This window comes from Lacticaseibacillus songhuajiangensis (genome assembly GCF_003946025.1).
Classification (GTDB): domain Bacteria; phylum Bacillota; class Bacilli; order Lactobacillales; family Lactobacillaceae; genus Lacticaseibacillus; species Lacticaseibacillus songhuajiangensis.
In genome coordinates, this window is the sequence record NZ_RHNR01000004.1 from 66,662 (window position 1) to 88,633 (window position 21,972).

At 49.5% G+C, this 21,972-nt stretch carries 22 protein-coding genes; 13 read left to right on the forward strand and 9 right to left on the reverse strand.

Annotation, left to right across the window (positions count from 1 at the left end; all coding sequences use genetic code 11):
* Positions 1 to 73: 73 nt before the first annotated feature.
* Positions 74 to 997: a diacylglycerol/lipid kinase family protein gene (locus EKM97_RS02270; protein WP_125570653.1), complete on the forward strand. Its 924-nt coding sequence runs from the start codon at positions 74 to 76 to the stop codon at positions 995 to 997.
* 69 nt (positions 998 to 1,066) lie between these two features.
* Here the strand turns inward: EKM97_RS02270 and EKM97_RS02275 are convergent, their stop codons facing one another.
* Both EKM97_RS02275 and EKM97_RS02280 read right to left on the reverse strand, forming a co-directional pair.
* On the reverse strand, positions 1,067 to 1,792 hold the full coding sequence (locus EKM97_RS02275; protein WP_225419197.1) for an adaptor protein MecA: 726 nt from the start codon (positions 1,790 to 1,792) through the stop codon (positions 1,067 to 1,069).
* A gap of 122 nt (positions 1,793 to 1,914) precedes the next feature.
* Entirely contained in the window at positions 1,915 to 2,652 is a 738-nt protein-coding gene (locus tag EKM97_RS02280; RefSeq protein WP_125570655.1) for an MBL fold metallo-hydrolase, read from the reverse strand.
* Between the two features lie 67 nt (positions 2,653 to 2,719).
* Here EKM97_RS02280 and EKM97_RS02285 point away from each other — a divergent pair, with 67 nt between their 5' ends.
* Positions 2,720 to 3,229 (forward strand): hypothetical protein, encoded by a 510-nt coding sequence (locus EKM97_RS02285; protein ID WP_125570656.1) that lies wholly within the window; start codon positions 2,720 to 2,722, stop codon positions 3,227 to 3,229.
* 126 nt (positions 3,230 to 3,355) lie between these two features.
* Here the strand turns inward: EKM97_RS02285 and ptsP are convergent, their stop codons facing one another.
* From ptsP to EKM97_RS02300, 3 genes are all read right to left on the reverse strand, one after another.
* The gene (gene ptsP / locus EKM97_RS02290) at positions 3,356 to 5,083 is read right to left on the reverse strand and encodes a phosphoenolpyruvate--protein phosphotransferase (protein ID WP_125570657.1); all 1,728 of its coding nucleotides are present in this window, start codon (positions 5,081 to 5,083) and stop codon (positions 3,356 to 3,358) included.
* The gene (locus tag EKM97_RS02295; protein WP_125570658.1) at positions 5,083 to 5,349 is read right to left on the reverse strand and encodes a phosphocarrier protein HPr; all 267 of its coding nucleotides are present in this window, start codon (positions 5,347 to 5,349) and stop codon (positions 5,083 to 5,085) included. The genes ptsP and EKM97_RS02295 overlap by 1 nt, the downstream gene beginning before the upstream one ends.
* 109 nt (positions 5,350 to 5,458) lie before the next feature.
* Positions 5,459 to 5,647 (reverse strand): hypothetical protein, encoded by a 189-nt coding sequence (locus tag EKM97_RS02300; RefSeq protein WP_125570659.1) that lies wholly within the window; start codon positions 5,645 to 5,647, stop codon positions 5,459 to 5,461.
* 321 nt (positions 5,648 to 5,968) lie between these two features.
* Between EKM97_RS02300 and EKM97_RS02305 the strand changes: the two genes are divergently transcribed.
* From EKM97_RS02305 to EKM97_RS02355, 11 genes are all read left to right on the forward strand, one after another.
* A complete protein-coding gene (locus tag EKM97_RS02305; RefSeq protein WP_164507405.1) occupies positions 5,969 to 8,188 on the forward strand; it encodes an ATP-dependent Clp protease ATP-binding subunit in 2,220 nt (739 codons plus the stop codon).
* Between the two features lie 264 nt (positions 8,189 to 8,452).
* Complete coding sequence (locus EKM97_RS02310) at positions 8,453 to 8,746, forward strand: DUF1827 family protein (RefSeq protein WP_125570660.1); 294 nt, start codon at positions 8,453 to 8,455, stop codon at positions 8,744 to 8,746.
* Positions 8,747 to 8,814: 68 nt separating this feature from the next.
* Positions 8,815 to 9,906 (forward strand): MucBP domain-containing protein, encoded by a 1,092-nt coding sequence (locus EKM97_RS02315; RefSeq protein ID WP_125570661.1) that lies wholly within the window; start codon positions 8,815 to 8,817, stop codon positions 9,904 to 9,906.
* A gap of 135 nt (positions 9,907 to 10,041) precedes the next feature.
* Positions 10,042 to 10,734: a VIT1/CCC1 transporter family protein gene (locus EKM97_RS02320; RefSeq protein WP_125570662.1), complete on the forward strand. Its 693-nt coding sequence runs from the start codon at positions 10,042 to 10,044 to the stop codon at positions 10,732 to 10,734.
* Positions 10,735 to 10,748: 14 nt separating this feature from the next.
* Positions 10,749 to 11,432 carry a VIT1/CCC1 transporter family protein gene (locus EKM97_RS02325; protein ID WP_125570663.1) on the forward strand — a complete coding sequence of 228 codons (684 nt, stop codon included), beginning with the start codon at positions 10,749 to 10,751 and terminating at the stop codon, positions 11,430 to 11,432.
* A gap of 177 nt (positions 11,433 to 11,609) precedes the next feature.
* Positions 11,610 to 12,473 carry a LysR family transcriptional regulator gene (locus tag EKM97_RS02330; RefSeq protein WP_125570664.1) on the forward strand — a complete coding sequence of 288 codons (864 nt, stop codon included), beginning with the start codon at positions 11,610 to 11,612 and terminating at the stop codon, positions 12,471 to 12,473.
* Between the two features lie 114 nt (positions 12,474 to 12,587).
* Positions 12,588 to 12,779: a hypothetical protein gene (locus tag EKM97_RS02335; protein WP_125570665.1), complete on the forward strand. Its 192-nt coding sequence runs from the start codon at positions 12,588 to 12,590 to the stop codon at positions 12,777 to 12,779.
* Between the two features lie 115 nt (positions 12,780 to 12,894).
* Positions 12,895 to 13,794, forward strand: coding sequence for an aldo/keto reductase (locus tag EKM97_RS02340; RefSeq protein ID WP_125570666.1), 900 nt, complete (start codon positions 12,895 to 12,897; stop codon positions 13,792 to 13,794).
* Entirely contained in the window at positions 13,782 to 14,639 is an 858-nt protein-coding gene (locus EKM97_RS02345; RefSeq protein ID WP_125570667.1) for an aldo/keto reductase, read from the forward strand. Before EKM97_RS02340 ends, EKM97_RS02345 begins: the two co-directional genes overlap by 13 nt.
* A gap of 72 nt (positions 14,640 to 14,711) precedes the next feature.
* Positions 14,712 to 15,533: an aldo/keto reductase gene (locus EKM97_RS02350; RefSeq protein ID WP_125570668.1), complete on the forward strand. Its 822-nt coding sequence runs from the start codon at positions 14,712 to 14,714 to the stop codon at positions 15,531 to 15,533.
* A gap of 197 nt (positions 15,534 to 15,730) precedes the next feature.
* Positions 15,731 to 16,351 carry a hypothetical protein gene (locus EKM97_RS02355; protein ID WP_125570669.1) on the forward strand — a complete coding sequence of 207 codons (621 nt, stop codon included), beginning with the start codon at positions 15,731 to 15,733 and terminating at the stop codon, positions 16,349 to 16,351.
* A gap of 136 nt (positions 16,352 to 16,487) precedes the next feature.
* Here EKM97_RS02355 and EKM97_RS02360 read toward each other — a convergent pair whose 3' ends face one another.
* From EKM97_RS02360 to cls, 4 genes are all read right to left on the reverse strand, one after another.
* Entirely contained in the window at positions 16,488 to 17,342 is an 855-nt protein-coding gene (locus EKM97_RS02360) for a DegV family protein (RefSeq protein WP_125570670.1), read from the reverse strand.
* Between the two features lie 170 nt (positions 17,343 to 17,512).
* On the reverse strand, positions 17,513 to 19,804 hold the full coding sequence (locus tag EKM97_RS02365) for a beta-glucosidase family protein (RefSeq protein WP_125570671.1): 2,292 nt from the start codon (positions 19,802 to 19,804) through the stop codon (positions 17,513 to 17,515).
* Positions 19,805 to 19,860: 56 nt separating this feature from the next.
* On the reverse strand, positions 19,861 to 20,370 hold the full coding sequence (locus EKM97_RS02370; protein ID WP_125570672.1) for a hypothetical protein: 510 nt from the start codon (positions 20,368 to 20,370) through the stop codon (positions 19,861 to 19,863).
* A gap of 12 nt (positions 20,371 to 20,382) precedes the next feature.
* Positions 20,383 to 21,918, reverse strand: coding sequence for a cardiolipin synthase (cls, locus tag EKM97_RS02375; RefSeq protein ID WP_125570673.1), 1,536 nt, complete (start codon positions 21,916 to 21,918; stop codon positions 20,383 to 20,385).
* Positions 21,919 to 21,972 lie beyond the last annotated feature (54 nt).

Genomic DNA, 21,972 nt, shown 5'->3' on the forward strand with positions numbered 1-21,972 from the left:
GGATGTGCCCCCTCTCCCCAGTCGCATGTAGGCATGGTAAAATAAGGCCAAATAACGTCAGGAGGCGGAAACCATGACAAGTTACGCACTGATATACAATCCCAAGGCCGGCCACAAGGGTGCGGCCAAAGTCGCTAAGTACGTGGCACAACGTTTGACAGCCGCTGGACACAAGGTATTTCTGCGGCCAACAGCCAAAGCGGGCGATGCGACTACCCTTGCTTTCACCACGCAGGCGGACGTCGCAGTCGCAATTGGCGGTGATGGCACCATTAATCAGGTTGCCGAGGGACTCGTGCAGCGCCGTGAGCCACCCCTCCTGGGCATCATCCCAAAAGGCACAGTTAATAACATTGCCCGAGTTCTGCACATCCCCATGACGCCAGAATTCGCAGTCATGAATCTGCTCGAAGGGCAGCCGCAGCCGCTCGACATTGGCCTTGTGAACGACCGGGTGATGATCTCGACCTTAACCATGGGGGTCCTTGCCAACGCGACGGTTTCTATCTCGCAAAAAGAAAAACAGCGCTTTGGCCCACTAGTGTTTCTCACGCGCGGTTTGCGCAGCCTCAGCAAAAACCAACACTGGCAACTCACAATTAAAGGCGCTAACCAAACTTGGCACCGCGACACAGCGTTCCTGCTGATTACCATGACGAATTCCGTCGGCGGCTTTCTGAACATCGCGCCCCAAGCCAAACCCGACGACGGCTTATTCCATGTTTTTGTTGCCCCCAAAATGACTTGGGGCCGCACCCTTCTCCTAATTCCCTACTTTCTGGCGGGCAAGTTCGACAAGTTGCCTGGAATGACGTATTTTGCCACCAATGAACTGACAATTACGAGTCCCGGCGCCAAGTTGAAAAGCCGCATTGATGGTGACCCGAGTACCGGTCTGCCGCTGCAGATGCAGGTGGCAACCGACAAGGTGCACGTCATTCTCAAGCCATCCTTACTGGACCAAATGTACGCGGACTGGATTAAAGGCCACAAGTAAACTAACGGCAACACACAAAAAGAACGTCACCGCAGTCAAAAGACTGAACGGTGACGCTTTTTTATCGATTTACTTAAAGTAGTACCGCGCAGTTTCAAGCGCACTATCGGTAATCAGGTGCTGGCCGTACTCGCTCAAAACATCCGCGCCGACCGGACTCAAGTGACCGTATTCAGCTGCAATGTTCGCTTGCCGCTCCGCATCGAAGTCTTCGACAAAGTCCTTGTCAAAGGTGAGCACTAGGAAGTACGCGTCCTGATACTTGTACAGGTCGCTCTTGCCGCCATTCAGGTACAGCTCCTGGGCGAGGCTAATCAGGTCTTCAAAGCTGTCGAGGGCAATCACCACACTACGCACGTGGTCATGATCCCCGAAGAAACTTTGCTTTGCGGCTGGCTGCTTGTCGTTTGCAGTGCCTGTCTCATCCCCAAAGAACTGCGAGAGCTTGTCGCGCGCAATGCGCGTGAACCGGTCGCCCTGCGGCTGATTCTGATCATTGCCGTCAGCGTCATCGCCGTCCAGCTGAAAGGCGTCCTCATTCGTCTCATCGTCGGTGTCGTCTTGATTAGTACGTGAAATGTAGATCTCAAGTCCCCCACCATTCGGCATCACCTGGAATGTCACCGGACCATTATTCACGAATGTGTGTGTGCTATCGACCTCATCAAGAACCGAATAGAAGAAGTCCTCAATTTGCTTGTGATCCTGCACCAAGTCTAACATCTTGATGCCGCGGTCATTAAGTTCTTCAAGCGTCATCATGACACGAATTGTGTCCTTGTTAATGCGCTCCATTTCCAATACGGTCACCCCCGTTCATTTCAGTACCGTCCATGCCTCTTCATTATAACAGCTTGAAAATACAGCGACAATGAATCGACGGTTGAAGGCTTATTGTAACACTAATTAAATCCGAATCAAATTGTGATGCTTGCTGCATCGCTAGCAAGACCGACGGGAATTGCGCCTGCAGTCTCCTGCGCCTGCCGCCGGAGTAGTTCCAGATCAACGGTTTGTGGTAAATGGGTCAATAGCAACTTCTGCACGCCAGCATCAGCCGCAATCTGTCCTGCTTCGGGCGCCGTTAAGTGCCACCGCGGCTTTGGCTTGTCGGCCAGGAAGTTCGTGTCCGCCAGGAGCAGGTCCGCGCCTGCACTAAGCTTTGCCAAATCGGCGAAGTAGCGCGTATCACTCGTGTTGACCAACACCTTACCGGTAGTCGTTTCCTCCACACGTACCGCAAATGCTGGTACTGGGTGTTCAGTCTCCAGAAAACTCAGCTTAAATGGTCCCACGTTCAGCACGCTGTCAGCTGTGTAGCCCATGCCTTTAGTGAAGTCGCCAAAAGTCAGTGCGGCGTAATTCAGTGGATCCTTGGTGTGGCCGTACAGTGGTAAAGTGGGTTCTTTTTTGACACCGGGTTTTAACTGCCACAAGTACTGCAGTGGCCCCACGTCGGCGGTGTGGTCGTGGTGGTAGTGTGTGAGCAGGACCCCGTCAAGTTGCAGTGGATCCATGATTTTTTCCAGTGCCAACAGACTGCCACTACCAAAATCCATGGCGAGGTGGTAATCACCACTACTTAGCAAGTAACCACTCGTCCCGACACCGTGATCGGGATAACCGCCGTAATAACCTAAAATCTGTAATTGCATGTTCATCATCCTTTTTGCTCATTATATTCCTGGTGAAAGCGGTATACTAGTAGCGGAGGTGCTCATTATGACGCAATTCATTCAAACTGTATTCGGAAGCCAGGGCCTCCTGGCCAGTTTAATTAAGAAAACACCAGAACCAGCGTTCTTACTCAAGCCGTCTTCACCAGAGCAAGTCAGCATGTTGCTTGATTTGTCCGGGAAAGGCAAGTTTTCCGCACCCGTGCGTTTTAACGTTAGCAAGGAAGTCGGGACGGTCAAGACCGGTGAGTTTGTCCAGTGCATGTACTTTTACATCACGGAAGACGAAGAGGCTGTCTTCACTAGCCAAATGGACAAGTTGTTCACCAGTAGTGAAATTGCCCCTGGTCTCGGTGGCATGATTCTTGCGCGCGCTAAGACGGACCGCATTCAATACCTGCTCCTGTCATCTTGGGAACACAGCACGGATTTCTTCGCAATGAAAGAAACGCCCGCTTTCACCCCTCTGCGCCAGTTTACCACACGTGCGGCCAACAGCGGCGGTTATCACGAGATTGGCTACAAGGTCCTCGCACCGCATGAATATCGAGACTAATTATTTTCGTATAAAAAGAAGCCCATCTCCGTCAAGAGATGGGCTTCTTTTTGCACTATTCGTGTCACACCCAGTCAGCCATACAAAAAAGCCTCCCAATCACATGGGAGACTCATTTTGAATGGTTTACTTGTTGTGAACAGCCTTTTCAACCAAAGCCTTGTTCTCATCATTAGAGATGCTTTCGTTGATCGCCTTTTCAGCAAGTTCCTTCATGTCGGCGGTTGACAGCTTCTTCATGAGGCTACGAACCTTCAGTACGGAGGTTGCGCTCATGGAGTATTCGTCAAGGCCAAGGCCAAGCAGCAGTGGCACCATAATTGGGTCACCAGCAGCTTCACCACACATGCCAACCCACTTGCCTTCCTTGTGAGCAGAGTCAATGACGTGCTTAACAAGGCGCAGGATTGATGGGTTGTATGGCTGGTAGAGGTAAGAAACATGTTCGTTACCACGGTCAGCAGCCATCGTGTACTGGATCAAGTCGTTCGTCCCGATGGAGAAGAAGTCAACGTGCTTAGCAAACTGATCCGCAAGAACAGCCGCAGCAGGGATCTCAATCATAATCCCGAGCTGGATGTCACTGGCAACCTTAACGCCGTCAGCAACCAGCTTGTCCTTTTCTTCAAGGAAGATCTTCTTAGCAGCTTCGAATTCCTGGATTGTAGCAATCATTGGGAACATGATGCGCAGCTTACCGTATTCGGAAGCCCGCAGAAGTGCGCGCAACTGGGTGCGGAAGATTTCCTGGCGGTCCAAACTAATGCGAATCGCACGGTAACCCAAGAATGGGTTCATTTCTTCTGGCAGTGGCATGTAAGGCAAGTGCTTGTCACCACCGATGTCCATAGTCCGGACAACAACCGGCTTTGGAGACATGGTTTCAAGAACCTTCTTGTAGGCCTCAAACTGATCGTCTTCGGTAGGAAGCTCAGAGGAGTCCATGTACAAGAATTCGGTCCGGTAAAGACCAATGGCTTCAGCCCCGTTGTCAAGAACACCATCAAGGTCCTTAGGTGTCCCGATGTTAGCTGCGATGTCAAAGTGCTTGCCATCTGCTGTCAGGGTTTCTGAAGTCTTCAGCTTAGCCCACTCTGCCTTCTGGTCAGCGTAGGTCTTAGCTTCCTGGGTAAACTTGGCAGTCTGTTCGTCAGTCGGGTCAACAACAACCTGACCCGTCAGACCATCAACAGCAATCTGCTGCCCGTTCTTAACGGAAGTCGTCACGTCCTGAGTCCCAACAACGGCAGGAATTTCGAGCGAACGTGCCATGATGGCAGAGTGCGCTGTCCGGCCACCGATATCGGTAACAAAAGCCTTGACGTACTTCTTATCCAGCTGAGCGGTGTCGGAAGGTGTCAGGTCGTGGGCAACCACGATGACTTCTTCGTCAATCAGCGCTGGGTTAGGCAGCTGCACGCCGAGCAAGTGGCTCATCACACGGGTGGAAACGTCGCGGACGTCCGCTGCACGTTCCTGCATGTAGGCGTTGTCCGTCATCGCTTCAAAAGTAGAGATGAACATGGATGAAACGTCCTGAAGAGCCTGCTCAGCATTAACTGAGTTGTCCTTAATGTTGGACTCGATTGCACCGGTGAACTCAGGGTCTGCCAGAATCATCATGTGGGCATCGAAAACCTGAGCTTCTTCCTCACCGAGAGAAGCAGCAGCCTTGTCGCGGATCAACTTGAGATCTGCGTTGGACGCCGCAATTGCCTTCTGGAAACGACTTACTTCAGCATCGGTGTCGTCAATCGTCTTCTTTGTGAAGGAAAGATCCGGCTGAACGAGCATGTAGGCCTTAGCGACCGCAATGCCGTCAGACGCAGCAATCCCCTTGAGTTCTTTGGTCATTACTCAGCCAAGCCTTCCTTCTTCATCGTGTCGTCGATAGCGGCGATAGCATCTGCTTCGTCGGCACCTTCAGCACTGATGGTAACGTCGGCACCCTGGCCTACACCAAGACTCATAACGCCCATGATGGACTTGAGGTTAACTGACTTGCCCTTGTATTCAAGGTTAACGTCAGAGGTGAACTTGCTTGCAGCCTGTACCAAAAGTGTAGCAGGACGTGCGTGGATACCACTAGCAGCAATAACTTTGTAATCACGAGTTTCCATGAAAAATCTCTCCTTTAAGCTGGTTAAAATTAATTCCTGTAAAGGTTACCATTTTTACTTGCAGTTAACAAGACTTTTAGAATGCGGTTTCGCAAAACGCAAAAAATGTTTAACCAAAGTGTGCATCATAGTGGTAGACAATTGTGCCCCCACGCTCTGCACTCCCCACGATTTCCTTACGGCCTGGATAGTTACTCCACGCCTCACGAAAGGCCATGAAGTCCTCTGGTTTAATCACCAATTCGCTTAGCTCACCACTTCGCAGTTTGTTCATTAACTCCACGTAATCGGTTGCCATTATTAGCCCTCCCTTACAGAATAGATGCTAGTTTATCACGTAATCGGTTTCATCGCAAGAAGCGGATTTGCACTCAAAGTGGTCCCCCAGCACTAGATTGAAAGTCGGCAAGCGCCTATTATAGGAAGAGACCACACCGTCTCTTGAGTTAACGCAGATTTTGCAAAACTAGCTTGCAAGAAGGACAGTTAGCACTCTGTGTCCACGAGTGCTTGCAAATTCCACAAATCGCGCTATACTCAAAGCATGGTCAAATAAGGTCAAAGAATTTCCACTTTTCCTTAAGTACGCCAAAACGGTCAAGAAAGGTAGTGACATATATTGCTGTGTGAAAACTGCAAACAAAATCCAGCAACTATCCACCTCTACACAAACGTTAACGGACAACGCAAAGAAGTTAATTTGTGCCAGAGCTGCTATCAGACCTTGAAGAATCAGGCCGGAAGTGCTGAACCCGCAACGAGCAAGACGAACGATCCATTCGGCTTTAACAGTTTGGACGACATCTTCCGCGCAATGGGTGGCGGTGCGGCCGGTGGTGAGAATCAGGCTGATAACGCAGCATCCGCACGGCGGCCCCAAGCCGGCGGGAATAATGGCGGTAAGCGCGGGGGCGTTCTCTCTCAGTATGGTGTCAACCTTACTGAACAGGCCAAGAACGGGGAAATTGACCCCGTCATCGGTCGGGACAAGGAAATCGCGCGCGTCATCGAAATCCTCAACCGTCGCACCAAGAACAATCCTGTTTTGATTGGTGAGGCCGGTGTTGGTAAAACTGCTGTTGTTGAAGGGCTTGCCCTCAAGATTGCCAACGGCGACGTGCCGCAGAAGCTCCAGGATCGCCAGGTCGTTCGGCTTGACGTTGTGTCCCTGGTTCAAGGCACTAGCATGCGTGGGCAATTTGAACAACGGATGCAGCAATTACTTGATGAACTGAAGAAACGCCAAGACGTCATTTTGTTCATCGATGAAATCCACGAAATCATCGGCGCTGGTAACGCCGAGGGCGGTATGGACGCCGGTAACGTCTTGAAGCCTGCCCTTGCGCGCGGCGAACTTCAGCTTGTGGGTGCAACCACTAATAATGAATTCAGAACCATTGAAAAAGACTCTGCTCTTGCCCGTCGTCTGCAGCCAGTGACTGTGGATGAACCAAGTCCGGACGAAACCATTGCAATCCTGAAGGGGATTCAGGGTCGCTATGAGGCTTACCACCACGTGCACTACACGGATGAAGCCATCGAAAGCGCCGTCCAGCTCTCCGCACGCTACATCCAGGATCGCTTCCTGCCTGACAAGGCCATCGACCTGCTGGACGAAGCCGGTAGCCGCAAGAACCTGACGATTACCGCCGTTGACCCTGCCGTCATCGACAAGAAGGTCACGGAAGCCGAACAGCAAAAGCAAGCCGCACTCAAGAGTGAAGACTATGAAAAGGCCGCCTTCTATCGCGATCAGGTCACCAAGCTTGAAAAGATGAAGAAGGATCAAGAGAACCTGCCCGATGAAGATCAGCCGCAAGTTACGGCTAAGGACATGGAGCAGATTGTCGAAGAGAAGACCAACATTCCAGTCGGCGAACTCAAGAAGCAGGAGCAAGAACAGCTCAAGAACCTCGCGGGTTCCCTCGAACAGCACGTCATTGGTCAGAACCCGGCCGTTGACAAGGTTGCCCGCGCCATTCGCCGTAACCGCATTGGCTTCAACAAGACTGGCCGACCAATTGGCAGCTTCCTCTTTGTTGGCCCAACTGGGGTTGGGAAGACTGAACTTGCCAAGCAATTGGCACTTGAACTCTTCGGCAGTGAGGACGCGATGATTCGCTTTGACATGTCAGAGTACATGGAAAAGCACAGCGTGTCTAAGCTCATCGGTTCACCTCCTGGCTATGTCGGTTATGAAGAAGCCGGTCAGCTCACCGAGAAGGTGCGCCGGAACCCTTACAGCCTGATTCTGCTGGACGAAATTGAAAAGGCCCACCCAGATGTCATGAACATGTTCCTGCAAATCCTGGATGACGGTCGCCTGACTGATAGTCAGGGCCGCACCGTTTCCTTCAAGGACACGCTCATCATCATGACCAGTAACGCCGGTGCCACCGACGCTGAAGCCAACGTTGGTTTCGGTGCTTCCATCAACGGTACCACCCATAGCGTTTTGGGCCAGCTGGGCAACTTCTTCAAGCCTGAATTCCTCAACCGCTTCGATGACATCATTGAATTCAGCACGCTGAGCAAGGAAAACTTGCTGAAGATTGTTGACCTGATGATTGCTGATACCAACAGCAACATTGAAGCTCAAGGGCTGAGCATTCACGTCACCGCGCCCGTCAAGGACAAGTTAGTCGAACTCGGCTACGATCCCGCGATGGGTGCACGGCCACTGCGCCGGGTCATTCAGGAGCAGATTGAAGACCGCGTTGCGGACTACTACCTGGATCACCCAAACAGCACCAATCTTGAGGCGCGCATTAGTGATGGTAACATTGTGATTACCGGCGCTGACGCTCCTGAAGCTGCCGCCAAAAGCAGTAGCAAGTAAGCTGAAAAGTCAAAATTAATCTTAGCCCCTCGTTATTCTCAGAAATAACGAGGGGCTTTTTGGCGTTTGCCCACGTGCACTTGCGCTTCTCACACTTTTTTGAGAAGTGTTTTATAATTTTGAGGCGGCCCGCGTGCCCGTTGTAAACCGCTTTTGACCAAAATTAACGCCATTTTTTCCAAAAACGTTTTCACATTGAGGTGGTATCGCGGCCCCCATTACCTTATAATAATCAGTATAAGGAACTGAAAGGACTGATACACGATGCGGCTAATCGATGTCACAAACTCATATGCACACCTCGTCTCGCAGCAGTTAGCAAACACCAACGCTCAGCTCGTGCAAGTCTACTCCCTGGGGCAAACGACGGTGGTCTTCACCGAATCGCCACACCACCAAGAGGTACTCTTCACCAACGAGCGCCGGAACATCCAGAATGGCGAAATTGATTTTGCCCTGAAGGAACTAACTGGTAAGGGGATTGACGCTGTCAAAGTACTGCGCTCCCGTCACCTCGCAGAAGTCACGATGCGTACCTCTGAAGCAGCTACTAATTAATAAATGCGGATGGGTCGGCTGCTGCCGGCCTATTTGTTTGCCACCCGTCATCTTGTCGAGGTATAACTATGAGTCTTCTGAGTTTAATTGGCCGTTTACTTAAACCACGGCCGCGCAAGCAGCCGCGGCAACCGGCAGCTACGCCAACTGTTGCAAAGGCTGCAGTACCAGCATCCAAACCAAATGAATCGGCAAAGTCGCCGGCAGCTGCCACCCCGCATAGAGTCCCACGCGCACCCGTCGTCCCTGCACAGCCAGTGCGCGTCACCGTTCGTTTCATCGATCAGGCAACCAACAGTCCCCTGCACGAACCGGATGTCATTAACGGCTTAGAGGGCGCCCCCTTGCAGCTGAACTGGCGCCATTTTCCTGGCCGCTTGTTTACCCGCGCGGAGAATTTTACGGACACCTTCACCGCTGCCACCAGCACCATCACCCTTTTCTACCAGGAAGTGCTCGCTGCACCTGTCAGTGTTTATCATCGCGGCAGTGCTGGGCGCTTACTAGCACCACCAGAACTGATTTACGGCACGGTGGATATGGCCTTTACGGTCAGTGCGCTACCCGACCGCACTGACGATGTCATCGGTGCGCCTAGCCAGCAAGGCGTCTTCTCTACCGCAGCGCAAACCGTCCACTTCAATTATAAGGAAGCAGGAATTGAACACGGTAGTCTGCCTGAGGCCGCGTACGTTGAGGTGACAGTCAATAAGCAGGTTTTCGCGCGTGCCCGCAGTCATGATGCACTCGCCGCCTTTCTGCCTGAAGGCACCGTTTGGCAAGTGTTCGGCCTCGTTCGCGAGGAAGTGACCCACCAAGTGTGGCTCAACCTCGGTGGTAGTCAGTGGATTACAGCAACCCACACGCGCCCGCACAAGCAAAATCCTTACCTGCCCGCCCCGACTAAGCTCGAGACGCCGCAGCTAAGTTTCACGGCCGATACTGCAGCGCTTACCGCCACTGCCACCGTGGACGGCCCAAGTACTGGTACTCGCGTCTGGGCCGCCCCTTACGGCCAGATTCAGCCAGAAACGCTCGAAAATGGCCTCTCCGTGCACACCACAGCACGTCTGCAACTCAGTGATGGGAGCGTTTGGTTCCAATTGGATGATGGTCACTACGTCCAGGCCAGCTACCTGCGTTTTCCCGAAAAGAAATAAGGCTTCCCTAAACATACTAGGACCGCCAAACGCCGTCATCATCGCGTTTGGCGGTCTTTTTAGTGTCCCCTAAGTTGTAATATCGAACAAGTGTGCTAGAGTGTTATCTGAAAATAAGTTGGTCAGGAGTAGCTTATGTCATCAGAAAAAAAGTCCAGTTTAAACCTTGCCGAACAGATTAATTTGATTCGTGCCGGCGTAATGGGTGCCAACGACGGGATCCTCTCGGTCGCCGCGATTGTCCTCGGGGTTGCCGCCGCCACTAATAACGTTGCCACAATTTTGCTGGCTGGCATGGCGGGCATGCTAGCGGGAACGATTTCCATGGCCATGGGTGAGTACGTTAGTGTACACGCCCAGCGTGATGCCGAAAAACGGGCGGTAGCCGACGAAACCGTTCGTCTGCATGTGAATCCAGACGCAGAGCAGCAGTTCGTCGAGGACAAATACGTGGCGACCGGTATTAGTCGTGAACTCGCGCACAAAGCAACTGCCGAGATGTTCGCGGTCTCGCCGCTGAACACGGCCGTGCGTGAGCGCTACAACATTGACCCCACCAAATCCACCAGTGCAGTCGGTGCGGCAATCATCTCGATGCTGTCCTTCCCCTTGGGCTCTGCACTACCGATGCTCATGATCTCCTTTGCCCCCAACCGACTCAAAATCCCGCTCACAATCGTCGCGGTCATCATTGCACTTGCCATTACGGGTGCCGCGGCTGCACGTCTTGGTAACGCCAAAATTGGGAGGGCTACGTTGCGCAATATTGTTGCCGGACTGATTACGATGGCGGTCACTTATGGTGTTGGTCACCTGTTTGCCCGTTAAGGAGGCGCTAAGTCATGGAAGAAGTTAAAAAAGAACAATCGCTGGCTATGCGCGCCAACACCTTACGTGCCGGTGTGCTCGGTGCCAATGATGGTATTTTGACCGTTGTCGGCGTGCTGTTTTCGGTTGGCGCGGTCACAACGGATTCATTCACCTTGTTCATTGCTGGACTCGCCGACCTGCTGGCCGTTGCGTTCTCAATGGCCGGCGGTGAATACGCCAGTGTTAGTTCGCAAAAAGATACTGAGGCTGCTGCGGTGCAAACTGAGGCCAAGTTGTTAAAAACTAACTTTGCCGCGGAACGCGCGGCCGTCGTTGCCGACTACACGCAACGAGGCGTTAGTCAGGAAACGGCTGCCCAGATTGCCGACGAACTAATGAAGAAGCAGGCGCTCAAGACTGTCGTCGGCGTTAAGTATGAACTGGATCCTGACGAGTTGATGAACCCCTGGATGGCCGCTCTGGCATCATTGATTTGCGCCGCACTCGGCGGCATCCTGCCATTAGCGGCCTTAACCTTCCTGCCAGGCATCTGGCGCTGGATTGGGACCATTATCGCGACCGTGATTGCCGTTGGTCTCACAGGACTGTTTTCCGCTCGTCTGGGTCACGGCTTTGTGCAAAACGCGGTGGTGCGCAACATCATCATCGGCATCATCACCATGATTATTCACTACGGCATCGGGCGTTTGTTCTAATAATCTCCGTAAGTCGTAACCATAATCATTCACTCCACGTTCGGACTAGTGGACCTGACAAATTTTTCGAGATTCTACCGAACAAAATCCCGCTTACCAGTGCAAATGTTCTAGCAATTGAGTTTGCATCATCATAATCGTCTACTGAAAAAAATTAATTCCATTTCGAGGTTAATTATGGACGTACGTGTTCTAGAATACTTCTTGCTAACAGCACGAGAAGAAAACATCACCAGAGCTGCCGAGTTACTACATCTCACTCAACCCACCCTTTCTCGCCAACTCAAAGCGCTTGAAACCGAACTCGATGTGAGCTTATTTGAACGGCATCACCACAGTGTATCGTTGACCAACGAAGGACTATTGTTCCGGCGGCGAGCACAAGATATTGTCGACATGGCAAACCGTGCGCGTGACGAGTTACAAGAATCTGATGAAGTCGCTGGTGAAATTGCAATCGGCTGCTCCGAACTTCAAAGCATGAGCGCTCTGGCCAAAGCAATGGGCGAGTTTCAGCGTCAACATCCGTTGGTCCACTTCGCTTTACACAGCGGCAATAATGAAGATATTCGCACGTGGCTTGAACAAGGGACAATTGATTTGGGACTCCTGCTTGAGCCAGTTGACACCACTCGCTATGAATCCGTGACCTTACCAGGTGAAGAAGTCTGGGGCATTTTAGCGCATGTAGATTCACCATTTGCGCAATATGATGCCATTAAGCCAGGTGACCTTGTCGGCACCCCAGTGATCACGATCCTTGATACCGTTGTGCAAAAGGAACTTGCGAAATGGTCTGGCGAATTCGCAAAGGAAATGCGCAACTGGGCCCGCTATAACTTGTTGTACAATGCAGCAATGTTGGCCCAACAAAATGCGGGTGTGGTAATCTGTCTGCAACTTGATCAGCACTTCGATAAGCTGCGCTTTGTGCCGTTAGCACCGAAACTCGTGCTGCACTCAGTGATAGCTTGGCGCGGCCAGCAGTTGCATAATAAAGCGACAAACGCATTTATTCAGGAGCTGCGTGCCATACAATAATTGTATGGCTAAGCCTACAAACTAAGCATTTTCAATAATTATGTATGGCACCTATACTAAAGCACGTGATGAGGCATGAGACCTCACACGTGCTTTTTCTTTACGAGGTGAAACATGTATTCAAACTGCGATATTACATCGATGCAAGCGATGGGAATTGATGTCGAGCAGTATCTCAAAGCCTCTGCCGGTGAACAACGCCTATTACTCAAGCGTCTGCGCCAAACTGCTCTGGCCACTGTTCATGACAACGAGGAACGCATCGCGCAACTCGACTACCTACGAACTAAAATCAACCAGACTTAGGAGGTCTTGCAGATGCTTGAGTCACTACTGACCATTGTCGGATTGATTGCATTTGTTGAGCTATCACTGCCAACCTCCAAAGCAATCAAGGAACACAATTAAAGAAGCAAAAAATATGAACGCACAGTCAACTTACGAATTAAACAATGGCTACCAACTTCCTGTCATTGGTTTCGGTAGCATTATCCCTGACGGCGAACCCACAGTAACTGCAATCAAGGCTGCTATTAAAGCCGGTTATCGCAACATCGATACCGCTGGTATTCACGGCAACGAACGGGGCGTGGGCCAAGCGGTCCGTGAAGCGTTAGCAGAAGATCCAACCTTGCATCGCGAAGATCTTTTCATCAGTACCAAAGCCTGGTGGGATCATCGCGGCTATGAACGTACATGGCAGGCCTTTGAAGAATCCATGGATAAGCTTGGGCTTGATTACGTGGATCAATATCTGATCCACTGGCCGGCAAATGCAACGTGGCACGACGACTGGAAGCAGCTCAACGCTGACACCTGGCGCGCTCTTGAAGAGCTTTACAAGGCTGGGCGCATCAAATCAATCGGCGTTTCCAACTTCTTAGCAAATCACTTGGAAGCCTTAATCGAAATGGCAGACATCAAGCCAATGGTCGACCAAATCGAATATCACCCTGGCTTCGCACAAAAAGAAGCCGCAGAATACGCACAGGCACATGATATTGTCGTTGAAGCTTGGTCGCCATTTGGTGGGCCTGGCAGCCACGTTCTGCAAGACGCTACAATCAATGCCATCGCGGTTAACCACCATAAGAATGCGGGTCAAGTCGTTTTACGTTGGCTCTTACAAAAGGGCATCGTACCGCTTCCTAAGGCATTGAACCCTGATCCTATGGCAACAAATCTTGAAATTTTCGATTTCGAATTGACGGCTGACGAAATGGCTGCGATTGAAACAGTCCCTTACGCCGGCGGGATGGGATGCAATTCGACCCTGACACTGCACGCTCATAATAAAGGAGAATACTCATGCAAACTGTAACCTTAAATAATGGTGTTGAAATGCCAATGCTTGGTCTTGGCGTGTTCCAAGTCACTGACCTTGACGTCGCCGAAAAGTCCGTTTATCAAGCCATCAAGCTCGGCTATCGCTTGATCGATACCGCCGCAGCTTATGCCAATGAAGAAGCAGTCGGCCGGGCAATCAAGCGGGCAGGCGTGCCTCGAAAGGATTTATTCATCACAAGCAAACTTTGGTTAACTGATAACTCCTATAAAGGCGCGAAAAAAGGGCTTGAACGCTCGCTTGAGAAACTTGGCCTAGATTATTTAGATTTATATCTAATCCACCAGCCTGTCGGCGATTACTATGGTGCCTGGCGCTATCTTTCAGAAGCTTACAAGGCAGGCACCATCCGTGCAATCGGTGTTGATAATTTCTCGCAACAGCGTCTCGTTGATTTGATTAATTTTACTGACGTGCGTCCGGCAATCAACATGGTCGAAACCAACGTATTCGCACAACGAGTGGCAGATCATCAGGCAATGAAGGATTTCGACGTTCAAATGGAAGCTTGGTCCCCGCTGGCCTCCGGCCAACACAACGTCTTCACCCAACCACTCCTCAACGAAATCGGGCAAACACATGGCAAGTCAGCTGCACAAGTTAGCCTTCGTTGGCTACTGCAACGCGGGATCATCGTGATTCCAAAGACAGTGCATGTCGACCGCATGAAGCAAAATATGGACGTCTTTGACTTCGAACTCACAGACGATGAAATGAAACAGATTGCCACATTAAATGAGAGCAATGGTTACCAATTTTCTGAAGACGCTCATGGATTCCAGCAACAACTCGAGTTCTATAAACGTTTCAATTTTGAATAGTCCCTTGTGATCAGCCAAAACTAACAATCATCAAGCATATATTGAGACCCCACAATATCGGAGGAACACAAAATGGAATTTGTTACGTTGAACAATGGTGTGAAGATGCCAGTCCTAGGTTATGGCACTTTTCAAACGCCACCAAAGTCAACCGCAGAAAACCTTGAAATGGCACTAAACGCTGGTTACCGCAGTATTGATACTGCACAAGCCTACGGTAATGAGGCTGGTGTCGGGCAAGCGCTCAAACAAAGTGGACTTGCTCGAGAGCAAGTCTTTATCACATCGAAAACGAGTACTGATGGTTATGCCAAGACAAAGCAGGGAATCGATATGTCACTCAACCGCCTTGGCAGTGATCATTTCGATCTGCTAATCATTCACTGGCCAACACCAAATAGCCTAGACTCATATCGCGCTCTTGAAGACGCTTTGGCTGCTGGTAAAACTCGTGCCATCGGTGTGAGCAATTTCAACGCCAAGGACCTCGAACTCTTGATCAACAATAGTCATATTGTGCCGGCAGTGGATCAAATTGAGACTCACTTGTACTGGCAGCAAACAAAAATGCGCGCATATTTGCAACAACACAACATCGTCCACGAAGCTTGGGCCCCGTTGGCTGAAAGCTTAGGTGCAGAGATGATGCAATTACCAGAAGTTAAGGCACTTGCATCTAAGTATGGCGTATCTTCAGCACAGGTTCTCTTGCGCTTTTTGACCCAACAACAAATCGTCGCAATCCCAAAGTCGATGAATCCAGCGCATGTGGCGTCTAACTTCGACATCTTCGGCTTTAGCCTGACATCAGAAGAAATCGATAGTCTGACCAAATTTGATCGCCATCGCTCCATTAAAGACTGGCCGACAAACATGCGAGAGAATGCCTATTAGTTCTCACCAAGCGCTCCAACACGATTGGCAACCCACGTAATGAAGACGCGCCAAAGTTTCCCACTATGATCTCACTGCACGAAATAAATGATGCAGATCATGGCGGGATTTTTTGGTCATGAAATCTTTTTCAACAGTCTCAAATTCAAGACTGGTTAATGTCGCCATATTAAAGCTGGAAGTGTTATCATAATTTCATGATAAATCAAATTCAAGATCAGTGGCGACATTATCGAGTTGCCGATAAACATGATAGAATTTTTTGGCGAGCATGTTGGGCATTACCAGTCAGTGGATTAAACGCTGTTGGCAACCTGATAGTTGCTGGCTGGCAACACTCCCCGTGGATGCTTGTACTCAGTAGTTGCTATTTGCTCATCACATTTTCACGCGGGTGGGCAATCAACCAATGGTGGCACAATCGCCCAATCAACACATATAAGGGCGGCCTGTTCCTACTTACCTTAGGTGCGATTTACTCGATTTTTGCTGCCATTATGCTGAGCCATGAGTACACACGGCCCTTCACGCCGATTGCGGCATATTTTGTGGCGATCATGGCCTTTGCAAAATTGTCCACTGCGATCAGTGGCCTAATTCGTGCGCGGAAGCTACACACCTTGGATCTCACGTTACTCAAAGCTTATGCCTTAGCGGATGGTACTTTGGCAATCGTGATTGCTCACTACGCTTTACTGCATTTGTACCATCCACAAGCCGCGTCTTTTTATGCAGGCAGATTTGGTCTGGTGCTGGCTTTGATTTATCTCATCGCCGGTGCGATTGTCACCATATACTCACGCCAAAAACAAAAATAATGCGTTTTGCCTAGTGAGCAAAGCGCATTATTTTTTAATTGTTTAGATATTCCAAATTTGTAGCCAACATCACTCCTAGATTTTTCGCATCAAAGCTTTGATGTCTAACGGTTTACTTTGATAAGCGAAGCCTAACTCAACGTTTAACCATACCACAAACACCAATAGTTCTCGGACCACAGTGTGCAGTGACGACAGCACCGGTTTGTCGCCAATCAGGTGTGAGAATATCATGTTCTGCGACAAGTAACTCAGCTTGTCGCTTAGCAGTATCAGGAAGGCCTTGCGAGTAAATAAGATGAAATTGACCGTTTTCCCACTGATAATCATTGAATGCGGTATCGATAAGGTTGGAAACAATCCGTTTCAACGACCCGCGATACTTCTGCTCACACACTAACTGACCGTCTACCATTTCGATCAAAGGCTTAATATTCAACAACGAAGCCCCCATATAAGCTGCATTGCTGACGCGCCCGCCAGCGCGCAAATATGCCATGTTGTCAGGCACAAAGAACATCCGACAACGCGAGATCCAATCATGAATCTGATCTTGGAGGGTGCCAACTTCAACATTCGGATATTTCTCGATGAAGGCCACCACTCGCTCGACCAAAACTGCTTGCTCAGCTGAAGCACATTTTGTATCAATGTGCACGACGTCGGCAAAACCAGCACTAGCAATATGGGCATTTTGCATAGCGGCTGTCGTTGCTGCTGAATACCCTAAATGTAGGATGATACAATCCGGGCTTCGGCGCCGAGCTTCTTCAAAAGCTTTTTTATAGGCATCTGGAGCTGGTGCGCTGGTCTTAGGAACATGCTTGGTATGCTGATAATAATCGTAAATTCCCTGAAGCGGAAAATCACCATCACGAAAATCGTCTCCAGCAACATTGAGATGCATTGGCACAACGGTAACGGGGTGCGCGCGTACGTATTCCCGAGTTAAATCTGCACCACTTTCAACAACAATCTGATATTTTACCATTGTCCCTCCTCACGCTTATTCGGAAAAATTAGCGTTTTGCCTGGTGATGTTGATACAAGATAATGAAGATCCCCACACAGCTACCCCACAGTAGTACTGGATTGCTGGTGACCCCTTCGATCACTTTTGAGGCTGTCTTTTTAAAATTGTTCTTCATAATTAGGCTCCTTTTACTCTTCCTTGGCATTTGCACGATTGATTTGATCGACGAGATTTAATAACTGCTCTCGGGAGACATTTTCACTAAATGAGACTAAGGCGCGCAATGGCATTGCAGCAGCACTGGCAAGCATCGCTTCGTGACTCAAAGCGCCTGATTCATCACCTGAATCATCCGCATCAAGCTTATCTGCACGCGCGCCAAGCATGTTGTGCAACGCACCAATGACTAAATCTTTAGCCGCCGGATCGGCTAGAAAATCACCGAGTGGCGTATTCACATCAAATACCTGTCGTGGACGTCGAGTGGAAACCACACTCACTGGCGTCGTCAACAAAACATCGTCATCTGACGCGGAGCGCGCAATTTGGATCGTGTATGGCCCATCAGATACGAGCCAGTCATGTAGCTGCACATTCCATTCAGCGAAGGCGCGATAATCTAGTTCAAAACTGACTTTCTTCGTTTCATTTGGTTTCAGTGCAACTTTCGTGAACGCACAGAGTTCTTTTTGCGGACGAACATGATCACCAACAGGATTAGCGACATATAATTGAACAACCTCCTTACCAAAACGATGACCGGTATTCGTGACATTCACTTGTATCTTAAGGGTTTGCGTATCATCAATCTGCTTTTGGGTGATCCTAAGATCCGAATACGCAAAGCTGGTATAAGACAGTCCGTGACCAAATGGGAATAAGACGGCTCGATGCATCGTGTCATAATACCGATAGCCCACCAAGTTGCCTTCGCGATAAGGAACATCATCGCGCTCGATACCATAATATGGATAAGCCGGAGTATCTTCGACGCGCAACGGGAAAGTCTCTGCTAAGCGCCCACTAGGATTGACCTCACCATACAAAAGCGCTACTGTAGCGGCACCAACGGCTTCGCCACCTAGATACATCTCCAAGACCGCCTTAACTTCGCCAAGCCATGGCATCGTCACCGGCGAGCCATTATGCAAGACCACGACCGTGTTGGGTTGAACAGCGGCCACCGCCTTGATGAGGGCGTTTTGATTAGCTGGCATTGCTAACTTTGAGCGATCAACAGCTTCGGTTTCATAAACTTCAGGCAGGCCGGCAAAAATGACTGCTTTGTCGGCGGATGCTGCCACTTTGACCGCTTCGTTGATCAAAACTTCCTCATTCAAGATACCGTCATCATCATAGCCCTGTGCATAACTGATGGTGTCACGCTTGCCCAACACATCAAAAGCCGATGTCACTTTGGCTGCATTGATGTGTGAACTGCCACCACCTTGATAACGCGGCACTTTGGCGTATTGACCGATCAATGCAATTTTTTCAGCGTCTTGCAACGGTAAGATGTCGTCATCATTCTTGAGCAATACGGCTGATTCAGTCGCCGCTTTTTCGGCTATCATATGACCATGGGCAAAATCATATTGTGCTTTAACTGCCTGTTGTTCAGGCAAGCTAAGCAAGATCCGGGCGACGGCAAGATCGATTGTTTCTTCGCTAAGTTCACCATTCGTCACGGCGCGCTTCAACGCAGCCACGTTGTCCGCCGCCGGCCCTGGCATACAAAGATCCATTCCGGCTGCAAGACTGGCAACCGTATCATCACTAGCACCCCAATCCGATACGACAGCGCCTCTGAAGTTCCATTCTTTGCGAAGAATATCTGTCAGCAATTTGTGACTCTGACTCACATACTCACCGTTTACTCGGTTGTATGAACTCATGACCCAATTTGGGCTAGCATGCTTCACCGCATACTCAAATGGCGCCAGATAGATTTCGCGCAGGGTTTGCTCATCAACCACTGAGTTTGCGGTTTGTCTGTAATATTCCTGATTATTGGCAACGAAATGTTTCAAACATGCCGCAATGCCTTCGCCTTGTATGCCACGTACTGCACCAGTTGCAAGTTGCCCACTGACCAATGGATCTTCAGAGTAATATTCAAAATTACGACCACACAACGGTGAACGCTTGATGTTCATTGCCGGTCCTAATACCACGCCGATTTGTTCCTTCCGCGCGAGTTTCCCGATTTCTGAACCGACTAATTCAGACGTATTTGGGTCAAACGATGCAGCAATTGCCGAGCCGGTTGGAAAACAAATTGCCTTCACACTTTCACCCAGCCCCAGCTGATTGCCAGTTCCAACTTGCTTACGAATACCATGAGGGCCATCTGTCAACACTGTTGATGCGACCCCTAAACGCTGAACATCCTGCGTATGCCAGAAATCCTTACCGACACAAAGTGCCACTTTTTCATCAAGGGTCATCGATGCTAGTAATTCATCAATCTTTTGATTCATGTTATTTACCTCCAAATTTGTCTGACAAGACTAGCATTTGCCATCAAGGCATAGACCTAGTTATTCAACTTCTCAGCAGATAGCGATATCTCGTACAGCCTATCCATTCGCTTGCTCACAAACGGAACAATCTGCTTTTCTTTATTCCTTTTCACGATGAGATACACAGGGTATGCAGCTAGAAAAGCCACACTACCAGGGATCAACAGCAACATGGCGCTGTCCCACCCTTTGATCATCATCAAGATGGTGCCAATGATGAAAAAGATACCGATAATTCCCAGTACCAACGCACTAGTAGTTGCTGCAAATCCTGTTGAGGTTTCTAAATTGTCGATTTCATCCATGCAACTATCAAATTTATTCTGAGCCCGTTGCAAGTCGGTATGACGCTGCAAGGTATACTTTCGTCTAAACGTTAATTGGGTATAGGACTGACCTGCTTTTGCCGGAACTGTTTCCAACCATTCCCATCCGAAACAGGGATAATAGTCCAAATACAGCCACTTATAACGCTGTTTGACATTAACATTGCAATACTGAAAGTGAATCAACTGTTCACTCATAAAAATGCTCCTTTATAGTAACGGGGCAACTAACTGAATACAGCACTTGATAAGGCGTTGAAATGGTCCGATCTTGAGGTTTCGGGTAGTCACTTCCTGTGATTGGGCGATGGTCGCCTCAACATCTTGTTTCATATCAGCGAGAACCGGCGTTTGATACATCCAAACTGCGTCTTCATAATGGTGAACCAAGCTACGGTAATCAAAGTTAATCGTGCCAGAAATTCCGTACTCATCATCGACCAACATCATCTTCATATGCACGAATCCAGGAACGTACTCATAGACTTTGACCCCAGCTTGTAAAAGCGGTTGATAACCACTTCTGGTCATCAGAAAAATCAACTTTTTGTCTGGGATATGTGGCGTGATGATCGAAACGTTCACACCACGGATGGCGGCATTACGTAACGCGTCTGTAAGTTCGAAATCGATAATCAAATACGGGGTCATCACGGTCACACTATGCTTAGCCTGATTGATCAAATTTAAGAAGGCATTTTCCCCAACCGTCGTGAGGTAAGCTGGCTTGGGTCCACTACCAAATGGCATGTAATAGCCTGGCGCCTCTGGAAGCTGCGGTTGAATCGGCTGATAAGCTTGATAATCACTGAATGTTTTCTGATTCATATCCCAATTCGTTAAGAACAGCTTGGATAAGCCCCAAACTGCGTCACCTTGAAGGCGAACGCCGCCATCTTTCCAATGACCATATTTGTGTTTGTGATTGATATATTCATCTGCCATATTGATCCCACCGGTATAACCCACAAGGCCATCAACCACCATGATCTTGCGGTGATCACGATTATTGTGAACGGTTGACGCGATCGGTGTGAACTTAGAGAAGCGATAGCATTGAATGCCCATTTCCCGTAACGACTTGTCGTAGTTCATCGGCAAAGTCGTAAATGTGCACAAATCATCGTACAGCATTCGCACCTCAACGCCAGCCTTGACCTTTTCTTTGAGGATGTCGAGAATGCCATCCCACATCACGCCAGGCTCAACAATAAAGTACTCCAAGAAAATAAACGATTTCGCAGATTTGAGATCCGTCAACATATCTTCGTACATTAATTCGCCAACAGGGTAATACTTGGATACAGTATTTTGATAGGCTGCAGTTTCTGGGTCATCATGGCGCAAGGCTCGAACCTTGCCAGCCACTTCGGAATCAGTCAATTCGCGAGAACGATCCAGGTTGGAAGTTTGGCTTGCGATTCTTTGCCTCAAGCTCGCCAGATGATTGCGATCCTTACGTTTTAATTTGTGTTCATGGAATAATCCGTAGAACAACGCACCGAAGGCTGGCATGATTAACACGATACAAAGCCAGGGAATTTTCGTGCTAGCTTGTTCGTCCTGATTCAGGATGTAGATGAAGGTTCCGTAGCCAACTGCATATGCGATCAGCCACAAGACCCAGGATTGATCGGCCATCAACTTGAAGAATGGGATAATCCCACCAATCTCAAGAATGATCATCACCAGATAGAGCCAGTTATTGGCAAATATTCCCCGTAAGTCAAACCGCTTTTTCATCATGCCCCTCCTTGTATGTTAGACATGATATCGACTGAATATTGGAGAAAATCCGAT

Coding starts and splice junctions, on each gene's coding strand:
- EKM97_RS02270 (WP_125570653.1), top strand. CDS start 74: ATGACAAGTTACGCACTGATATACAATCCCAAGGCCGGCCACAAGGGT.
- EKM97_RS02275 (WP_225419197.1), bottom strand. CDS start 1,792: ATGGAGCGCATTAACAAGGACACAATTCGTGTCATGATGACGCTTGAA.
- EKM97_RS02280 (WP_125570655.1), bottom strand. CDS start 2,652: ATGCAATTACAGATTTTAGGTTATTACGGCGGTTATCCCGATCACGGT.
- EKM97_RS02285 (WP_125570656.1), top strand. CDS start 2,720: ATGACGCAATTCATTCAAACTGTATTCGGAAGCCAGGGCCTCCTGGCC.
- ptsP (WP_125570657.1), bottom strand. CDS start 5,083: ATGACCAAAGAACTCAAGGGGATTGCTGCGTCTGACGGCATTGCGGTC.
- EKM97_RS02295 (WP_125570658.1), bottom strand. CDS start 5,349: ATGGAAACTCGTGATTACAAAGTTATTGCTGCTAGTGGTATCCACGCA.
- EKM97_RS02300 (WP_125570659.1), bottom strand. CDS start 5,647: ATGGCAACCGATTACGTGGAGTTAATGAACAAACTGCGAAGTGGTGAG.
- EKM97_RS02310 (WP_125570660.1), top strand. CDS start 8,453: ATGCGGCTAATCGATGTCACAAACTCATATGCACACCTCGTCTCGCAG.
- EKM97_RS02315 (WP_125570661.1), top strand. CDS start 8,815: ATGAGTCTTCTGAGTTTAATTGGCCGTTTACTTAAACCACGGCCGCGC.
- EKM97_RS02320 (WP_125570662.1), top strand. CDS start 10,042: ATGTCATCAGAAAAAAAGTCCAGTTTAAACCTTGCCGAACAGATTAAT.
- EKM97_RS02325 (WP_125570663.1), top strand. CDS start 10,749: ATGGAAGAAGTTAAAAAAGAACAATCGCTGGCTATGCGCGCCAACACC.
- EKM97_RS02330 (WP_125570664.1), top strand. CDS start 11,610: ATGGACGTACGTGTTCTAGAATACTTCTTGCTAACAGCACGAGAAGAA.
- EKM97_RS02335 (WP_125570665.1), top strand. CDS start 12,588: ATGTATTCAAACTGCGATATTACATCGATGCAAGCGATGGGAATTGAT.
- EKM97_RS02340 (WP_125570666.1), top strand. CDS start 12,895: ATGAACGCACAGTCAACTTACGAATTAAACAATGGCTACCAACTTCCT.
- EKM97_RS02345 (WP_125570667.1), top strand. CDS start 13,782: ATGCAAACTGTAACCTTAAATAATGGTGTTGAAATGCCAATGCTTGGT.
- EKM97_RS02350 (WP_125570668.1), top strand. CDS start 14,712: ATGGAATTTGTTACGTTGAACAATGGTGTGAAGATGCCAGTCCTAGGT.
- EKM97_RS02355 (WP_125570669.1), top strand. CDS start 15,731: ATGATAAATCAAATTCAAGATCAGTGGCGACATTATCGAGTTGCCGAT.
- EKM97_RS02360 (WP_125570670.1), bottom strand. CDS start 17,342: ATGGTAAAATATCAGATTGTTGTTGAAAGTGGTGCAGATTTAACTCGG.
- EKM97_RS02365 (WP_125570671.1), bottom strand. CDS start 19,804: ATGAATCAAAAGATTGATGAATTACTAGCATCGATGACCCTTGATGAA.
- EKM97_RS02370 (WP_125570672.1), bottom strand. CDS start 20,370: ATGAGTGAACAGTTGATTCACTTTCAGTATTGCAATGTTAATGTCAAA.
- cls (WP_125570673.1), bottom strand. CDS start 21,918: ATGATGAAAAAGCGGTTTGACTTACGGGGAATATTTGCCAATAACTGG.